The sequence below is a fragment of the Microbispora sp. NPDC088329 genome (genome assembly GCF_040685655.1).
In the GTDB taxonomy this organism is placed as follows: Bacteria; Actinomycetota; Actinomycetes; order Streptosporangiales; family Streptosporangiaceae; genus Microbispora.
This window is the reverse complement of sequence record NZ_JBFBIP010000004.1, coordinates 241047-255908: the sequence shown is the minus strand read 5'-3', so window position 1 is coordinate 255908 and position 14862 is coordinate 241047. Positions and strand designations below refer to the sequence as shown.

General features: G+C 70.2%; 12 protein-coding genes. 7 read left to right on the top strand and 5 right to left on the bottom strand.

Annotated elements, in window-relative coordinates; all coding sequences use genetic code 11:
* Nucleotides 1-32 precede the first annotated feature (32 nt).
* Nucleotides 33-296 (top strand): hypothetical protein, encoded by a 264-nt coding sequence (locus tag AB0O28_RS11255; RefSeq protein ID WP_363638815.1) that lies wholly within the window; start codon nucleotides 33-35, stop codon nucleotides 294-296.
* On the opposite strand, the gene AB0O28_RS11250 is transcribed toward AB0O28_RS11255, so the two are convergent.
* From AB0O28_RS11250 to AB0O28_RS11240, 3 genes are all read right to left on the bottom strand, one after another.
* A complete protein-coding gene (locus AB0O28_RS11250; RefSeq protein ID WP_363638813.1) occupies nucleotides 283-663 on the bottom strand; it encodes a type II toxin-antitoxin system death-on-curing family toxin in 381 nt (126 codons plus the stop codon). The genes AB0O28_RS11255 and AB0O28_RS11250 overlap by 14 nt on opposite strands.
* Nucleotides 660-863 (bottom strand): CopG family transcriptional regulator, encoded by a 204-nt coding sequence (locus tag AB0O28_RS11245; RefSeq protein WP_363638811.1) that lies wholly within the window; start codon nucleotides 861-863, stop codon nucleotides 660-662. The genes AB0O28_RS11250 and AB0O28_RS11245 overlap by 4 nt, the downstream gene beginning before the upstream one ends.
* A gap of 79 nt (nucleotides 864-942) precedes the next feature.
* Nucleotides 943-2109: a pyridoxal phosphate-dependent aminotransferase gene (locus AB0O28_RS11240; RefSeq protein ID WP_363638809.1), complete on the bottom strand. Its 1167-nt coding sequence runs from the start codon at nucleotides 2107-2109 to the stop codon at nucleotides 943-945.
* 484 nt (nucleotides 2110-2593) lie between these two features.
* Between AB0O28_RS11240 and AB0O28_RS11235 the strand changes: the two genes are divergently transcribed.
* From AB0O28_RS11235 to fxsT, 4 genes are all read left to right on the top strand, one after another.
* A complete protein-coding gene (locus tag AB0O28_RS11235) occupies nucleotides 2594-4765 on the top strand; it encodes an FxsB family cyclophane-forming radical SAM/SPASM peptide maturase (RefSeq protein WP_363638807.1) in 2172 nt (723 codons plus the stop codon).
* A gap of 4 nt (nucleotides 4766-4769) precedes the next feature.
* On the top strand, nucleotides 4770-5699 hold the full coding sequence (locus tag AB0O28_RS11230; RefSeq protein ID WP_363638805.1) for an AAC(3) family N-acetyltransferase: 930 nt from the start codon (nucleotides 4770-4772) through the stop codon (nucleotides 5697-5699).
* A 45-nt stretch (nucleotides 5700-5744) separates the two neighbouring features.
* A complete protein-coding gene (locus AB0O28_RS11225; RefSeq protein WP_363638803.1) occupies nucleotides 5745-7028 on the top strand; it encodes a TIR-like protein FxsC in 1284 nt (427 codons plus the stop codon).
* A 76-nt stretch (nucleotides 7029-7104) separates the two neighbouring features.
* Nucleotides 7105-11028 (top strand): FxSxx-COOH system tetratricopeptide repeat protein, encoded by a 3924-nt coding sequence (fxsT, locus tag AB0O28_RS11220; RefSeq protein ID WP_363638802.1) that lies wholly within the window; start codon nucleotides 7105-7107, stop codon nucleotides 11026-11028.
* Between the two features lie 28 nt (nucleotides 11029-11056).
* On the opposite strand, the gene AB0O28_RS11215 is transcribed toward fxsT, so the two are convergent.
* Nucleotides 11057-11941, bottom strand: coding sequence for an alpha/beta hydrolase (locus AB0O28_RS11215; protein ID WP_363638800.1), 885 nt, complete (start codon nucleotides 11939-11941; stop codon nucleotides 11057-11059).
* A gap of 184 nt (nucleotides 11942-12125) precedes the next feature.
* Between AB0O28_RS11215 and AB0O28_RS11210 the strand changes: the two genes are divergently transcribed.
* Nucleotides 12126-13811, top strand: coding sequence for a RyR domain-containing protein (locus AB0O28_RS11210; RefSeq protein ID WP_363638798.1), 1686 nt, complete (start codon nucleotides 12126-12128; stop codon nucleotides 13809-13811).
* On the opposite strand, the gene AB0O28_RS11205 is transcribed toward AB0O28_RS11210, so the two are convergent.
* A complete protein-coding gene (locus AB0O28_RS11205; RefSeq protein WP_363639161.1) occupies nucleotides 13790-14188 on the bottom strand; it encodes a zinc ribbon domain-containing protein in 399 nt (132 codons plus the stop codon). The genes AB0O28_RS11210 and AB0O28_RS11205 overlap by 22 nt on opposite strands.
* A 170-nt stretch (nucleotides 14189-14358) precedes the next feature.
* Between AB0O28_RS11205 and AB0O28_RS11200 the strand changes: the two genes are divergently transcribed.
* Nucleotides 14359-14835: a hypothetical protein gene (locus AB0O28_RS11200; RefSeq protein WP_363638796.1), complete on the top strand. Its 477-nt coding sequence runs from the start codon at nucleotides 14359-14361 to the stop codon at nucleotides 14833-14835.
* Nucleotides 14836-14862: the final 27 nt, after the last annotated feature.

Sequence of the window (14862 nt, the reverse complement as noted above, 5' to 3'; positions counted from 1 at the left end):
CGCCGGCCACCTCACGGTGAGCACCGGGCCTGGTGACCGGGCTGTTCGCCGGCAACGCGGCCGTCCTGCCGCTCTCCCAGGGCGTGCTGTTCACTCTGGTGCCGGCGCAGCGGTTGCACCGGCCGGACGCCGGCCTGCGCCGCCTGTGCGGCAACGCCTGCGTCTACTGGGCCGTCGGGATCTACTGGCTGCTGACCGCCGCGGCGAGCGCGTGGGCGGCCCCCGCGGTGCCCTTCCTGTGGCTGGCGACACCGATCGTCGCCTTGGGCACGGTCCGGGTGCTCAGCAGGCGGTGAAGCCGCGCAGCACGTCCGCGATCTCGTCGACCTCCGTGAGCTTCCCCGACGCGACCGCGATCACGAAATCGTAGGCGACGTCGTCGTCCTGCGGCTCGATCTCCACCCCGTTCTTGGCACAGAAGACGTACATCGTGAGCCAGGCCGCTCGCTTGTTGCCGTCCACAAACGGGTGATTGGAGACGATCGAGTGCAGGATTGCCGCGGCCTTGGTCAGCAGGTCCGGGTACGCGTCCTGCCCGAACAAGGACGTCTGCGGACGCAACAGCGCCGCTTCCAAGAGCCCGATGTCACGAACCTCGATCGGTGCCCCTGTCGCCCATCGGGCGATCCTCAGCGCCTGCTCCAGGGTGATGTAGCGGGTCACTCTCCCAACCTGCGCAGGAGATCCGCGAAACGCTGCGCCCCCTTCTCGGCCAGCAGGTCGGTGTACTCGTCGTCGGCTACGCGGGCGAGGTAATCGTCGATCGCGTGGAGGGCGATCTGCTGCATGCTGCGGCCTTCCTTCTCGGCGCGCCGCCGGAGGGCCTCGGTCTGCTCGTCACTCAGGCGAAGCGTCATAGCCATGCCTCCATGCTATGGCGCGGTATCACACTGATACCATCACCGGAGAGTATAGGAGTGGTAACGGTCAGCGAGCAAACCATCAGCCGCCGAGACGGCGCAGGCGGGCGACGGCCTCGTCGATGACCTCGTCCCGCTTGCAGAAGGCGAACCGCAGGAAGTGACGGCCCCGTGCGGGGTGGTCGTAGAAGACCTGGGTGGGGATTGCCACCACCTCCGCCAGCTCGGGCAGCCGCCGGGCGAGCTCCAGCCCGTCGTCGAAGCCGAGCGGCCGTATGTCGGTCTGCACGAAATAGGTGCCGGACGGCCGGAGCACATCGAAGCCGGCCTCGGTCAGGCCCGCCGCGAGACGGTCGCGCTTGGCCTGCAGGGCCGCCCGCTGGGCCGCGACCCAGTCCATCTCCTCCCGCAGGGCGTACGCGACCGCGATTTGCCAGGTGGCGCTCGCGGTGTAGGTGAGGAACTGTTTGACCGTCTGCACGGCGGCGGTGAGCGGCGCCGGGGCGCATACCCAGCCGGTCTTCCAGCCCGTGACGCTGAAGGTCTTGCCCGCCGAAGAGATCATGACCGTGCGCTCGCGCATGCCGGGCAGCGTGGCGAGCGGAACGTGCTCGACGCCGTCGAAGGTGAGGTGCTCGTAGACCTCGTCCGTCACCGCGATCAGGTCGTGCTCCAGGCAGACCCGGGCGACACACTCCAGTTCCTCGCGGGTGAACACGGTCCCTGTCGGGTTATGCGGCGAGTTCACCAGGATCGCCCGGGTGCGGGGCGTGATCGCGGCCTCCAGCTCGGCAGGGTCGAAGGTGAACCGCCCCGCGTCGACACGCAGCGTGACCGCCCTGCGTACGGCTCCCGCGAGCGCGATGGCCGCGGCGTAGGAGTCGTAGTAGGGCTCGAAGACGACCACCTCGTCACCCGGCTCGCAGAGCGCGAGGATCGCTGCGGCGATGGCCTCGGTGGCCCCGACGGTGACGAGAACCTCCCCGTCGGGGTCGTAGGCGAGGCCGTACCACTGCTTGCGGTGCTCGGCGACCGCCTGCCTCAGCTCAGGGAGGCCCGGGCCTGGCGGGTACTGGTTGAGGCCGCTCCGCACGGCCTCGACCGCGCGCTCCAGCATGCGCTCCGGCCCGTCGGTGTCGGGGAAACCCTGGCCCAGGTTGATCGAGCCCGTCTCCACGGCCAGCTTCGTCATCGTGGCGAACACGGTCGTACCGAACTCCCGCATCCGCCGCACCAGCGGCTCAGTCACGACCCTGACCCTATCCGGGGCCACGCCGGGCGGCACGCGCCGCCTGGCTTCCCCCGGCGCCCCAGCGATTACCCCATAGACCCCTAAAACACTCAACGAGCCCTTACGTCAATTCCGATAGCCAATCGGACATATCGGGGAATAAAACGCCCGCCTTCGGCAAATTACAGTAGTGCGAATACAACTTGTAACGCCGTCGTTATAGTTCTCTTGATAGGCTGCCCTGGTTTGGTTCCCGTCGGCGTAGGCGCGTTCACCTGCGGATATATAGCAGGCGTTCTCCTGCACCACAGGGTTCCAATATCTACTGCTCTCATGCCCAGAAACAGGTGCCGCCATGCACAACGATGCGATTGAGACACATGTCGCCGATGTCACCGCTTCTCCACTGTCCGGTCTGACGGACGGTCATCCCGTGGAGACTTCGGGCGTGTTGTTCAATTCATCCATCTGATTCCGCCCGCTCATAATGCATCCGCCCATCGTGCCGTTCCGGCAGTTCGTGCTCAAAGTGGCGAGCAGGTGTGACCTGTCCTGTGATCACTGCTATGTGTACGAACACGCCGACACCAGCTGGCGGGGACGGCCGATGGTGATGTCCGACGAGACCGCCGCCCGGGTGGCGGACCGGATTGCGGAGCATGCCGTCGAGCACGGAATTCAGACGGCGCACGTCGTCTTTCATGGAGGCGAGCCCCTCCTCGCCGGAATCGAGCGGCTCCGGAGATTCGCGCGTACGCTCCGCCGGGCGGTGGACGGTGTCTGCGACCTCGATCTGCGCATTCATACCAACGGTGTGCTCCTGTCGCGTGCGTTCTGCGAGATGTTCGTGCAGGAGCGCGTCAAGGTCGGTGTCTCGATCGACGGCGACCGCGCGGCCAACGACCTCCACCGCCGGTACGCCGACGGCCGCAGCAGCTACGACCATGTCGTCCGGGCGATCACCCTGCTGCGCGACCACTACCCGGCTCTCTACGCCGGGTTGCTGTGCACGATCGACGTACGCAGTGATCCCGTCGCCGTCTACGAGGCACTCGTCGCGCTGCGCCCTCCGCGTGTCGATTTCCTGCTGCCGCACGCCACGTGGGACCATCCGCCGCCGCGTCCCGCCGGGCGGGAGACCGCGTACGCCGACTGGCTGATCGCGGTGCACGATCGGTGGCGCGCGGACGGCAGGCCGGTCCCGGTCAGGATGTTCGACTCGATCACCCTGACCGCGATGGGCGGGGACAGCCAGACCGAGTCGCTCGGCCTGCGGCCGTCCGACCTCGTCGTCATGGAGACCGACGGCTCCTACGAGCAGGCCGACTCGCTCAAGACCGCCTTCGACGGCGCGCCCGCGACCGGATTCGACGTCTTCCGTCACTCTCTTAGCGAGGCCGCGCGACATCCCGGCTTCGCCGCACGCCAGGGCGGACTGGACTCCCTGGCCGAGGAATGCCGCCGCTGCCCGCTCGTCACCAGTTGCGGCGGGGGCCTTTACGCGCATCGCTACCGGACGGGCCCGGGCTTCGCCAATCCCTCGGTCTACTGCCCGGACCTCTTCCGGCTGATCTCCCACCTGGTCGCAGACGACCGGCGGAGCCCGGCGGCTCCCGTCCATCGGTTGCCGGTCGCCACGCTGGACTCGCTCGCGTCGGGAACCGCCACGGCGGGCGACGTCGCCCATCTGGGCGCTCCGCAGCTCAGCAGGGCCCGCCTCGCCGCGCGCCGCGCGGCGGCGGTCACCGGCGACCAGGAGTCGTGGTCGGTCCTCGTGGACGCCGAGCGGGCGGACCGCGCCGCGGTCGACGACCTGCTGAGTCACCCCTATGTCCACGCCTGGGGGGCCCGCTGCGTGGTCAGCCCCACCCTGCTCACCGCCGCCGACACCGGTCACCTCGCCGCCGTCGCCGCGGTCGCCGCCGTACGGACCGGTCTGGCCGCGAAGGTCGCGGTGCCGGTCCGCGGGACCTTCGTCCATCTTCCCGGTCTCGGGCGGATGCGCGCCGTCGGCCAGGACCGCGCAGAGGTGGACGTTCACGACGGGTCGTTCGCGGTGCGGGTGGACGGCCGGTGGCTGTCGGAGGACAGCCCGCTCTGGGAGCCGATCCGCCCGATCGAGGCCGCCGGGCTCCGTCTGCTGCTCGACGACGTCGATGCCTACCGCGACTGCTACGGCACGCCCGTGGAGGACCGGTTGACCGACGAGGCGGCCGCCGCCCTGGGTGAGGTCGTCGGCGCCGCGCTGGCCTTCCTGTCCGAGGACCGGCGGGCCGCCGTACGAGCCGGCCTTCGGGTGGTGACGCCCCTGCCCCGCGGTGCGAACGGCGCGACGAGCCGCGCGGCGTACGGCGCGGTCGCCCTCCCTCTCGGCGCCGGCCCGGAGACGACGGCCCGGCTGCTCGTCGAGCACTTCCACCGGGCCCAGTTCGGTGCGCTGCTCGATCTGCTCGATCTCGCCGGCGGCGACACGAGCCGCGAACTGCTGCTGTGTGACGCTTACGGGCTGCTCTCCGTCGCCGACTTCCTCGCGGACGAGGAACGCGAGCGGCTGGCGACGACGATCGGCCGGATCACCGGCGGCACGCTGCCTGTGCTGGGGCGTCGCTTCGCCGAGGGGCTCGCCGAGGCCGCCGCCCGCCTGCCCCTGCTCGCGGGTTCCCGGCAGGAGTGACGCGATGCCGGACCTGGCCATGTCCGCCCTCGCGTTCATCTCCTTGTTCGGCCGCCTCTCCACTGGCCCGCTGTCATCGGGGGCGCGGGGCCGGGCCGACGGCCGTGCGGATCGTGCCCTCCGGCAGGACGCGCTGGTCCGGTCGCTGCGCCGGCTGGGCCTGCGGTCCGGTCAGACCGTGCTGGTGCACGCCTCGCTGCGCAGCATCGGCAGGATCGAAGGCGGGGTCGCCTCGCTGGCCGGCGCCTTGCTGAGAGTCCTCGGCGCCAGGGGCACCCTCGTCGTCCCCACCTTCACGTCCGGCAACTCGGACACATCGCGCTCCTATCGCGAGGCCACCCGGGGGATGACCGACGAGGAGAGGAGACGGTACCGCGACGCCATGCCCGCCTTCGACGTCAGGAAGAGCTCCTCGATCGAGTGCGGAGTGCTGTCGGAGCATCTGCGGACGCTGGACGGCGCGGTCCGCAGCGCGCATCCGCAGACCTCCTTCGCCGCCGTCGGCCGGAACGCGGGGTGGCTCATGGCCGACCACGATCTCGAGAGCCACCTCGGGGAGCAGTCGCCGCTGGCCAAACTGGTGAAGACGGAGGCGATGGTGCTGTTGCTCGGCGTCGGGTTCGACAAGTGCAGTTCCTTCCATCTGGCGGAGTACCGGTACCGGCTCGACCCGCCGAAGACCCGGTACGGATGCGTGGTCGAGATCCGCGGACGACGCACGTGGGTCGATTACGAGGACGTCGTTCTGGACGACCGTGATTTCGCGGAGTGCGGCGCCGCACTGGAAAGGACCGAAAAGATCAGCCGGGGCCGGGTGGGTAATGCCGAAAGCAGGCTGTTCCCACTTCCGATGGCCGTGGCCTTCGCCGAGCGATGGTTGTCCGAAAAACGGGTGACGAGCAGAGGAATAATGCGATATTCCTGTCTGCTCTGAAGCGAGAGCTTATAGTGAGGGCACCGGCGGCGTGCGGGAGGTGTGGTGGCTGGTACCTCGGGTACTGGAGACCATCTCCCGTATTTCTTCCTCAGCTATGCACGCACGCCCCGCACGCATCCCGACGACGACAACCCCAACCTTCCCGTGGAAAAGCTCTACAAGGAGCTATGCCGGGAGATTCTGCAGCACACATCCCTGCCCGCGGGCGTTCCTCCGGGTTTCATGGACATGGACATCCCCCCGGGCGTCGAGTGGGACAAACGCCTGGCCAAGGAGCTGGCGACCTGCCGGGTCTTCGTCCCCCTCTACTCGCGGCGCTACTTCCGGAGCGAGCAGTGCGGCAAGGAATGGGCCGCCTTCGACCTGCGCAGACGGCTGCATCTGGACGGGCGCCGGAGCATTCCCGAAGTGATCGTCCCCGCGTTCTGGGTTCCGGTTCCGGACTTCGAACTCCCCGATATGGTCAGATCCATTCAATTCACCCATCCGGACCTCGGGGCGCACTATCTCGAACGAGGCCTGTACGGCCTCATGAAGATCAGGAGATACCGCGACCATTACAAGTCCGCAGTGGACGCGCTGGCCCAGCGCATCATCGAGGTGGCCGAGGGAGTGCGGCTCCCGCCGAGCACGCCCTGCGACTACGGCAGCATAAAGAGCGCCTTCAACCGCGACGAGGAACGCCGTTTCCTGATAGCCGTACTCGCCCATACGACGGCCACTCGTACGGCACCGCGGGAGGCGCGGTTCTACGGGTCCTCCCCGTGTGACTGGAACCCCTATCACCCCGAGGACCCTCGGCCCGTGGCGCAGATCGCCGCCGACATCGTGCGCCGCCTGGGCTTCGAACCCGACGTCGGGACCTTCCTCCACCACCATGAGGAACTGCTGGGCGCCGGGGCGGCCAGTTGCCCCGGGATCGTGCTGCTGGACGTGTGGACGGCCCTCGATCCGCAGTTCCGGCCGTTGCTCGAGGCGTTCGACCGGGCCGACAAGCCGTGGGTGGGCGTGGTCGTGCCCTGGAGCGGCGCCGACTCCCAGACCGGCCAGAACGCGCCGGAGTTACGCGCGGCGCTGCGTGCCCTGCTGCCGGCGAAACTGGCGCAGGGCCGGCCGGCCGCGCGGCGGGCCGTGAGCGACACCTCCACCGTGGCCGGTTTCGAGACGTCGCTGCGGCCGGTCGTGGAGGCCGCCGGCAACTCCTACCTACGGCACGGACGCGCGTTCCCGCCGCAGGTGCCCGGCAGCGGGCGCCCGCGGCTGTGGCCGCTCACGCCGGAAGAACCCGCACCAGACGACCCGCCGGTACGGAAGGGGAGGCCATGAGCGAGCGAAACGAACGCATCAGAAAATATCGTGCCCCTGGCTCACGCGACCCCGAGCCGCGAGGCGAGGGGGTGACATGAGCGAGCTGCGTGACGGCCACATCATCACCTTCTACTCCTACAAAGGGGGGACGGGCAGGACGATGGCGCTGGCCAACACTGCCTGGATCCTCGCCTCCAGCGGCCACCGCGTGCTGGTCGTGGACTGGGACCTGGAGTCTCCCGGCCTGCACAAGTTCTTCCGTCCCTTCCTGGACGGGGAGATCATCAGCGGCACGGCCGGCGTGATCGACCTGATCAAGGACTTCGCCTGGGCCGCGACCCGTCCCGACCCACGTCCCGCCGACTGGCACACGCAGTACGCGAACGTGGGGCGGCACGTCGTGTCGGTCGAATGGCCCCACTTCCCCGACGGCGGCTCCCTCGATTTCCTTCCCGCCGGGCGGCAGAACCGCGACTACTCCTCGCTGGTGTCCACCTTCGACTGGGACAACTTCTACGAGCGGCTGGGCGGAGGGCAGTTCCTCGACGCCCTGCGGGTGGACATGCGGCGCGGCTACGACTACGTGCTCATCGACAGCCGCACCGGGCTGAGCGACATCGCCGACATCTGCACGGTCCACTTCCCCGACACCGTGGTGACCTGCTTCACCCTCAGCGACCAGAGCATCGAGGGGGCCGCACGGGTCGCTGCGGAGATCGCCGAGCGGTTCCCCGACCGCCGTATCAGGATCCTGCCGATCCCCATGCGCGTGGACGACGCGGAGAAGGAGAAGCTCGACGCCGGCCGGGCGTTCGCCCGCAGCCAGTTCGAGGGGTTCCCCAGCGGCATCGCCCATGATCACGGCAACTACTGGGGCGCCGTCGAGATCCCCTACAAGCCGTTCTACGCGTACGAGGAGACCCTGGCGACCTTCGGCGACGCGCCCGGCTCCCCCGGCTCGCTGCTGGCCGCCTACGAGCGGCTCACGAGCGTCATCACCGGAGGCCGGGTCGCGTCCCTTTCCCCGCTGGACGAGGACCTGCGCCTGAGCTACCGGGAACTGTTCGTCCGGCGCCGCCCGTCGCTGTCGAACGAGGTCACCCTGAGCTACGTCCCGGAGGACCGGTTGTGGGCGGAGTGGATCGCCGCCGTGCTGGCCCAGGCGGGTCTGCGGGTCCGCACGCAGGGGGGCGACCGCGAGGAGGTCGAGGGCGGCCAGGGGCGGCCCCCTGAGGCGGCGGCCCGCACGGTCGCGCTGCTGTCCCCCGCGTACCTGCGCTCGCGGCAGGCACGCGAGACGTGGCGCGCCGCCGAGGGCCTCGCCGCGCTGTCGGTCAATCTCGTCCCCGTCCGGGTGTCGGACGTACGGCTCCCGCAGTCGTACGCCGACCCGCCCGCGCTGGACCTGTTCCGGTTGGACGAGCAGCACGCGGCCGCCGCACTGCTGCGCGCCCTCGATCGCCCGTCGGGGGCCGAGGCCGCCGGGCAGGGAGGGACGCCGCGGTATCCCGGCATCCAGCCGGCCATCGTGAACCTGCCGACGAGGAACGCGGCCTTCACGGGCCGCGGCGAGATGCTGGAGCGGCTGCGGGACCAGCTCGTCGGCGGCAGTCAGGCCGTGGTGACCCAGGTGCAGGAAGGCCGCACCCAGGCCCTGTTCGGGCTCGGCGGCGTGGGCAAGACGCAGCTGGCCATCGAGTACGCCCACCGTTTCATGAGCGACTACGACGTGGTGTGGTGGGTGTCGGCGGAGCAGCCGGAACTGCTGAACGGCTCGATGGCCGATCTGGCCGAGCGGCTGGGCATCAGGACCGGCGACAACCTGGCGGAGGCGGCGCTGGCGGCCAAGGACGCGCTGCGGCGAGGCGAGCCGTACGCCCGCTGGCTGCTGATCTTCGACAACGCCAACAGCGCGGAGGACGTGCAGCACTATCTCCCGGGTGGCTCCGGGCATGTGCTGATCACGTCGCGGAGCCAGACCTGGTCGCAGATCGCCAAACCGCTGGAGATCGACGTCTTCACTCGGGAGGAGAGTCTGGAGCACCTGCGGCGGCGGGTGGCCGATCTCAGCGACGAGGACGCCGACCGGGTGGCCGCCGCGCTGGGCGACCTGCCGCTCGCCATCGAGCAGGCCGGTGCGTGGCTGCAGGAGACCGGCATGAGCGTCGACGAGTACGTCGACAAGCTCTCCAAGCAGCCCGTCAGGACGCTCGCGCTCGGGGACTCCCCGACCTACCCGACCTCGGTCGCCGCGACCTGGAACGTGTCCTTCGAGCGCCTGCGGGAGAAGTCGCCCGCGGCGGTCCGGCTGCTCCAGCTGCTGGCCTTCTTCGCCGCGGAACCGGTGTCGCTGTCGATGCTGTACGGCGACGAGACCGTGCGCTGCCTCGTCCCCTACGACGACTCGCTACGCGAGAAGATCATGGTCGGGCGGCTGGTGCGCGAGCTGAACAGGTTCGCCCTCGCCAAGGTCGACCAGCGCAACAACTCGGTGCAGGTGCACAGGCTCGTGCAGGCCGTGCTGCGCGACCAGATGGACGACGACGAGCGTGAGCGCACCGTCCACGAGGTGCACCGCATCCTCCTGGGCGCCCGGCCGCGCGAGGGCGACACGGACGACCCCGGCAACTGGCCGCGGTACGACGAGATCTGGCCGCACCTCGTTCCGTCCAATGCGGAGGACTGCGACGAGGAGGAGACCCGGCAGCTGCTGATCGACCGCGTGCGGTACCTGTATCGGCGGGGCGAGTTCGACCGGGCGCTGAGCCTCGGCCTCCGCCTGGAGGAGCTCTGGATCAGGAAGCTCGGCGACTACGACCGGCAGACGCTCTACCTGCGCTTCCACATGGGGAACGTGCTGCGCGCCCAGGGCAGGTACCGCGAGGCGTGCGATCTCAACCGGGCGATCCTCGACGACCAGCGCCGGGTGCTGCCCGACCCGCACCCGCACACGCTGCAGACCGCGGGAAGCCTCGCCGCGGACCTGCGAGCCCTCGGCGAGCTGACCGAATCGCTGCGGATGGAGCAGGAGACCTATGCCCGGACCAAGGAGCTCTTCTTCGACGACCATCCGCGCGTCCTGGCGGCGGCCAACAACCTGGCCGTCGCCCTGCGGCACGTCGGCGACATCAACGCCGCGCGCCGGCTCGACCAGGAAACCGCGGACAAACGCCGTGAGGTGCTCGGTCCCGCCCATCCGTTCACGCTCCTGTCCGAGACGAACCTCGCCTTGGACATCCGCGAGGCCGGGGAGTTCGCGAAGTCGGCCGACCTGCTGCGGGAGACGCTCGACAGCTACGCCGAGGTGTCCGGCCCCGAGCTCCCCGACACGTTGAACACGGCGCGCAGCCTCGCCGTGTCCCTGCGGGAGACCGGCGCGCTCGCGGAGGCCCGGCGGCTCACGGAGACGACCTACGAGCGCTGTCTCCAGCGCTTCGGCCCCGAGTCGCCCGACACCGTCGCGTGCAAGCTGAGTCTCGCCTGCGACCTCGCCGCGGCGGGCGACAGGCGACGTGCGTTCGAGCTCGCCTCCGAGGTCAGGGCCAGCTACGAGGGCACACTGGGCGCGGACAACCCGTACACGCTGATCGCGGCCAACAACCTCACGATCTACCTGCGGCAGCTCGGGGAGCTCGCCGAGAGCCGGGCGCTGGGCACCCGGACCCTCACGACGCTGCGGCGCAAGCTCGGGCCCGATCACCCCTTCTCGCTCGCGTGCGCCGTCAACGTGGCGAACGTGCTGGGAGACCTGCAGGACTACGCCGAGGCCGAGAAGCTGCAGCGGGACACGCTCGACCGGCTGCGGACGGTCCTCGGCTCCTATCACCCCACCACGCTGATCTGCGAGGCCGACCTGGCCGTCACTCTGCGCGACGTCAGGCGGACCGACGAGGCGCGGGTGCTGCGCGAGCCCCTGCTCGTGCAGCTCCGCCGGATCCTCGGGGAGGCGCACCCGGTCGTCGCCGCGGTCCTGGACTGGCGCCGCCTCGACCGTGAGCTGGAACCTCTCCCCTGGTGACTCCCGCCGGGGGCGGCAGGCGGGCGGATCAGGCCGCCTGCCCGTCCCTGGCGAGCCAGCCCAGGAGGTCGGGCAGCACGTGGAAGGCGTGGAAGTGCGCCGCGCCCCGCTGGATCCGCACCGTGGCGGTCGGTATCCGCCCGGCCAGCCAGCGGGAGTGGCTGACCGGCGAGAACACGTCGTCCTCGCCGTGCCACAGGAGGGTGGGCACCCTGATGTCCGCGGGGTCGAACCCCCACGGTGAGCAGAAGGCCATGGCGTCGTCGATCCAGCCGTAGGCGGAGGTCCGTACGGCCTCCGCGAAGGTCTGCACCAGCATGGTCCGGATCCCGGCGTCCGCGATCACGTTCCTGTCCGGCTCCGGCAGCTCGTCGTACAGGGTGTTGACGAGCCGTACGGGGTCCTCGCGGATCTCGGCGGCGGTCGGGCCGAGCCGCGCCGCGAGCCGCGCCCGCCCCTGCATGGCGGTCATGTACTCCGTGACGTTGCCCTCGGTCATGCCGTCGAACCAGTCGAGGCCCTCCGCCTCCCGCGGGGCGAGCCCGACGAGCACGGCGGCCCGGGTGACCCGGTGGGGAATCAGGGCGGCGCAGGCGAGTGCGTGCGGCCCGCCGCCGGAGCGGCCCACCACCGCGAAGCGGTCCAGGCCGAGGTGGTCCGCGATGGCGGCCACGTCGGCGGCGACGTCCCCCACGCTGCGGCCCTCGTGCCGGTCGGAGTCGCCGTATCCCGGCCGGTCGTAGGTGATGAGCCGCACTCCGAGCCGATAGAGCAGGCCTTCCCGTGGAAGGGGGCCGATCCGGCTGCCCGGCGTCCCGTGGAGCAGGAACACCGGCCTGCCTCCGTGGATCTTTCCCCGCTGCGCGACCGCGAGGCGCCGCTCGCGATCCGCCGACCACACCCCGTCCGTCAACGCCCGGCCCTCCCGTGGCGATCGTCGATGGATCTCAGGCCCAGCATCCACCGAACCGGTGTGACGCGAAAGAGCCCGACGGCATCGGAACGGCAACACCTTCGTGGAATGGAGGCTGGAGCGTTCCCTTTAGACGGGTTATTTTCAAAAAGAGGCATGTGCCGCCCAGCGAAGGAGAGGGTTTATGGCCTTTCCCGCGAGCTATGTGGTGCGTGCGATATTCGCGGGCCTGGCGGTGGCCGCATTAGTGACCGGATATATCGGCCTCCATACGTATGCGAAAACGCTGGGCCTGCCGTCGAATCCGCTCGACCTCCTGTACTGGGACCTGCAACTGTTCGTGTTCGACTCCGCGCCGCTCGACGAGCCGAACCCGCTCCCGGCCGCGCTGGAGTTCGCCCGTTTCGCCGCGCCGGGCGTGACGGTCTACACGCTGGTGGACGGAGCCCGCCTCCTGTTCGCCGCCGAACTGCGGCGGTTGCGGGCGCGCAGGTCGAAGGAGCACGTGGTCGTGTGCGGGTCGGGGTCGGCGGCCCTGGCCCTGGTGGAACGGCTGCGGGTGACGGAAACGCGGATTGTGGTGATCGGCTCGGCCCCGGTCGCCGCCGCGGGCGACCGCAAGGTGCTCCATGTCGGCGGCGACGCACGCAGCCCCGCCACCCTGCGGGCCGCCGGGATCCAGCGGGCCTCCGTCCTGTACGCCTGCGAGCAGGACAGCTCGGCCAACACGGCGATCGCGCTGGCGGCGCACGGCGTGGCCAGGCCCGGCGGCAGGCGGCCGCTGGCGGCGTACGCCCTGATCTCCGATCCCGATTTGTGCGCCGCCCTGCGGGCCCGCAGGCTGAGCCTTCCCGGCAGGCCCCGGCTGCGCCTCGACTTCTTCAACCTGGACGAGCTCGCCGCCCGGGTGCTCCTGAACCGGCACCCGATCGTGAACGAGCGGCCGGTCGTCGTCATCGGGCTGGACGCCTTCGGCCGCAGCCTGCTGGTCGAGATGGCGCGCAGGAGGCGGCTGATCCCCTCGCCGTACCCGCTGCCCGTGACGATCATCGACGCGGACGCCGCGCGGACCGTCGAGGCGGTGTGCCGCAGATTCGAGTTCGTGACCGAGGTGTGCGCGCTGACCACGCACGACGCGCCGCCCGGCGACCTGCCGCTCGGAGAGCTACTGCCGTCGCAGCCGCCGCAGCGGGTGTTCGTCTGTCACGCCGACCAGGATCTCGCGCTCAAGACCGCGCTCACCTCGCTGCGCCTGTGGAACTGCGGGCCGGGGTCGCTCGTGGTGCGGGTCGAGGAGGCCGGCACCTTCGGCCGGGCCTTCGAGAGCGTCAACCTGCTGGAGGGGCTCTCCGGCGCCCTGCGTGTCTTCGCGGTCAACGAAGAGGCCGGCGACCCGCGGCTCATCGTGGAGGACCTGGTGGAGACGCTGGCCCGGGCGATCCACGACAGCTACGTCGCGGAGAACACCGCGCGCCGTCACGTGCGGGCGACCAACCCGTCGCTGGTCCCGTGGGAGAGCCTGCCGCCGCACCTGCGGGCGGCGAACCGTGGGCAGGCGGAGGACATCGGCCGCAAGCTGACGAGCATCGGCTGCGCCCTCGCTCCGCGCGTGGAGCCCGAGCTGCATTTCGCCTTCAAGGACTATGAGATCGAGCAACTTGCGATGATGGAGCACGAGCGGTGGCTGCGGGACCTGGTCGCCGACGGGTGGGCCCGCGGCCCGGTCCGCGACGAGGAGAACAGGAGACACCCCGACCTGGACAGCTGGGACAACATCTCGGACGGGGCGAAGGAGAAGGACCGCGACACCGTGCGGAACCTGCCGCGCATCCTGGCCACCGCCGGTTTTCAGATCGTACGGGTCGGCTGAACGATTGACTTCCTCCCCCGCCTGAAACGTGGGGTTCCGCCCCTCACGGGATGGGTTTCCTGCTTCACCGCCGACCGCCGAAGGGAGGACCCTTGCGGACTCACGTCAGCTCCACAGGCGGACACCGCACGACCAGCGGCCAGGATGTTCGTGGCGGCGTTGACGTCCCGGTCGTGCCGGGTGCCGCAGCCCGGGCACGTCCAGTGCCGGGTCGACAGGGACAGTGCGGCGAGCAGGTGCCCGCACCCGCTGCACGTCTTCGAGCTGTGAAATCCGCGGTCGATCACGACCACCAGGCGTACGCAGCCGAACGTGCGGCTCAGCACCGCCGCTTGTTCGGGGGTCGGGTAGACCCGCACCTTGTAGGCCGTACGTATGTTCGCACTTCACAGGCGCTCTGCCCGGCCGCTCAGCGAAATGAGCAAGACATCACCGCTTCACGCTCCGGGCTGTCCGGGCTTCGTCGGGTCACCCCTTACGGGGGCAGGATTCCTCCCGGTCCTGAAGCTGAAGGACCGGACTTCCTCCGGAGGATTCGGTGAGAGGGATGACCACGATCGCGTTCACCGGCCACCGGGGCCTGCCGCGGGACACGGCCGACCGCGTCCGACGCGCCCTGCGGGCCGTGCTCGCCGCGCGGGGCCGGCCGCTGGTGGGCCTGTCCTGCCTCGCCGAGGGCGCGGACCAGCTCTTCGCCCGGGAGGTGCTGCGCGCCGGCGGCGACCTCGACGTGGTCGTGCCCGCCGGCCGATACCGGGAGAGCCTGCCCCGCGTGGCCCGGGCGGCCTACGACGAGTTGCTCTCACTCGCGCGGCACGTGCACCGGATGCCGTTCGAACGGCCGGAGCCTGTGGCGTTCATGGCCGCCTCCGTCTTCATGCTCGAGCGGGCGGACGAGCTGCTCGCCGTCTGGGACGGGCTCCCGGCACGCGGATTCGGCGGCACGGCCGACGTCGTCGCGCACGCCCGCGAGCAGGAGATGCGGGTGCTGGTGCTCTGGCCGCCCGGCTCGCGCAGGGACTGATACGAAGGGATCGGCACGAAGGGACCG

What these genes read in the sequence shown, in the direction of transcription:
- AB0O28_RS11245 (WP_363638811.1), bottom strand. Translation starts at nt 863, where the DNA reads ATGGCTATGACGCTTCGCCTGAGTGACGAGCAGACCGAGGCCCTCCGG.
- AB0O28_RS11230 (WP_363638805.1), top strand. Translation starts at nt 4,770, where the DNA reads ATGCCGGACCTGGCCATGTCCGCCCTCGCGTTCATCTCCTTGTTCGGC.
- fxsT (WP_363638802.1), top strand. Translation starts at nt 7,105, where the DNA reads ATGAGCGAGCTGCGTGACGGCCACATCATCACCTTCTACTCCTACAAA.
- AB0O28_RS11210 (WP_363638798.1), top strand. Translation starts at nt 12,126, where the DNA reads ATGGCCTTTCCCGCGAGCTATGTGGTGCGTGCGATATTCGCGGGCCTG.
- AB0O28_RS11200 (WP_363638796.1), top strand. Translation starts at nt 14,359, where the DNA reads ATGACCACGATCGCGTTCACCGGCCACCGGGGCCTGCCGCGGGACACG.